At 52.6% G+C, this 2,171-nt stretch carries 2 protein-coding genes and 1 pseudogene; 2 read left to right on the top strand and 1 reads right to left on the bottom strand.

Annotation, left to right across the window (positions count from 1 at the left end; translation table 11 throughout):
• Positions 1–99: 99 nt before the first annotated feature.
• A pseudogene (locus B5X69_RS20605) lies at positions 100–687 on the top strand (IS6 family transposase); the annotation flags it as partial.
• Positions 688–1,044: 357 nt separating this feature from the next.
• Here the strand turns inward: B5X69_RS20605 and B5X69_RS20600 are convergent.
• Positions 1,045–1,875: an SDR family NAD(P)-dependent oxidoreductase gene (locus tag B5X69_RS20600; RefSeq protein WP_079640332.1), complete on the bottom strand. Its 831-nt coding sequence runs from the start codon at positions 1,873–1,875 to the stop codon at positions 1,045–1,047.
• Between the two features lie 140 nt (positions 1,876–2,015).
• Here B5X69_RS20600 and B5X69_RS20595 point away from each other — a divergent pair.
• Positions 2,016–2,171: transposase (locus B5X69_RS20595; RefSeq protein ID WP_139375919.1), on the top strand; the 156-nt coding region annotated here is incomplete at its 3' end.

Genomic DNA, 2,171 nt, shown 5'->3' with positions numbered 1-2,171 from the left:
GCCAGCGACAATCAAACACACCAAAACGGAACTGTCGCGGTCAGAATCTTCTCATCCTGATTGCCGCAACTTCTCATCCAGTTTGTCGCGCTACAGTTCGAGCGCGGCATCGACTTGTGCCATGAGACGGTGCGGTTCTGGTGGAACCGGTTCGGCCCGCTGTTCGCCGCCGACATCCGCCGCCAGCGGGTGAGCAGGATGAAAGGGTTTCGCCACTGGCAATGGCATCTTGATGAGATGTACGTGAAGGTGAACGGCGAGATGGTGTACCTCTGGCGCGCGGTCGACCACGAAGGCGAGATCCTCGAGAGCTACGTCACCAAGACCCGCGACAAACCTGCCGCCCTTGCCTTCATGAGGAAGACCTTGAAGCGGCATGGAACGGCGGAAAAGTTCGTGACGGATGGCCTGCGCTCCTACAAGGCGGCGATGACCGACCTTGGCTGTGCGCATAAGCAGGAGACCGGCCGCTGGGCCAACAACCGGGCCGAGAACAGCCACTTGCCATTCCGACGACGAGAGCGGGCCATGCTGCGGTTTCGGCAGATAAAGTCCCTACAGAAGTTCGCATCAGTCCATGCCAGTGTGCATAACCATTTTAATCAGGAGCGCCATCTCGTTAGCCGTGAAGTCTACAAGCAACGCCGCTCAGCCGCCCTGGCTGAGTGGCAGATGATCGCGGCCTAGAGAACTCCATCCTTGGAGATCAGTGCGCGCAGTGGAGAGCGGTTCGCATTAGACTGACAGCTCCGGTGGCAGCATTCCATCGCAATTCTTTATTCAGCTGAAGTAGGTTGCTTGGCTGATCCCTGCCTTGCGGCAAATGGCAGCCAAGAAAACACCGTCGGCTCCCTGAACGCCTTCTGTGCGTCGGAAGACCTCGATGCCCTCGTGGTCCTTCGCCCCTTCCAGTCAGGAAGATTACGACGAAAATTTCAAATGAAAGAAATCCATCTTCCCGAAATTAGATCACATCTGATCTAGCTCAAATCAAAAAAATGGACGTAATTAACTACATAATTATAATTGACATATAATTACAATTTAATCAGATTCCGCAGAATATGATATATCTTTATAATACTCCATATCTTGAGAGAATTTTTTTAACTTCTGATCCACCAAATTATATATATGTTTACCGACGATAAGTCGAATTGGCAATTCGGGTTCTTCGATAATCTTTAATATCGCATCAACCAGCTTTTTGGGGTCTCCCGGTTGATTTGCATCGTAGTCGTGCCAAATATCCCGCTTGCTTCTGCCGGGCGTGGCATCATATGCTTCGATAGTGTTTGCAGCGATGGCAATGGAGCCACCGAAGCCCGTTCGAAACCCCCCAGGTTCGACGACCATAACACGCAAACCAAAGGGGCGGACCTCTGCAGCCAGCGCCTCGGTCAAGCCTTCGATTGCAAACTTTGCCGTACTATACGCACTCAGTCCAGGCAAGCCGATAAGCCCTGCCCCAGAGCCAATATTAATAATGTCCCCTTTTAAGCGATTTCGCATCCCCGGTAGAGCTGCTCTGATAGCAGAAACAGTACCAAATAAATTGGTCTCTAGGCATGCTCTGAACTCAAGGGATGTAATCTCTTCAAAACTTCCATCTAAACCAACGCCTGCGTTATTTATTAGAATATCAATGCCCCCCAATATTTTCTCGGCCTCGAGGACAACGGCATTTAAGTTGGCTTCATCAGTCACATCGACTATACGGGCGACGGCCCTACCCTCGCAAAGAGCTTCGAACTCTTCCGCATGGACCGACTGTCGTACCGTTCCGACAACTCTGTCGCCGCGGAGCAGAGCTTGCTCCGCAAGCAGCCTGCCGATTCCACTCGAAACCCCAGTTATAAGCCAACCCTTGCTCATTTGCGCGATGCCTCGATACCGTGACGAAAGGGAACAACGTTAATGAGCATATCAGATAATGTATGAGGCCGTAAACTTATAAACGGCCTTGAGGTTTGGCGGCGTGCGTGATTCAGGCTTTCCATTGCGATGGAGGCTTGATGGCAAGGCGGCGATACGAACTGACGGACGGGGAATGGTCGATCATTGAGCCGTTGCTGCCGAACAAGCCGCGCGGCGTTCCCCGAGTTGATGATCGGCGCGTGCTGAACGGCATTCTCTGGCGGTTCCGCACCGGCTCGCCATGGGCGGAGATC

The sequence above is a fragment of the Sphingopyxis flava genome, from assembly GCF_900168005.1.
GTDB classification, from domain to species: Bacteria; Pseudomonadota; Alphaproteobacteria; order Sphingomonadales; family Sphingomonadaceae; genus Sphingopyxis; species Sphingopyxis flava.
The sequence above is the reverse complement of the archived record's forward strand: the minus strand, read 5'-3'. Positions and strand labels throughout refer to the sequence as shown.

Bases quoted from the DNA above. Each gene is read 5' to 3' on its own strand.
- B5X69_RS20600 (WP_079640332.1), bottom strand. From the start codon at position 1,875: ATGAGCAAGGGTTGGCTTATAACTGGGGTTTCGAGTGGAATCGGCAGG.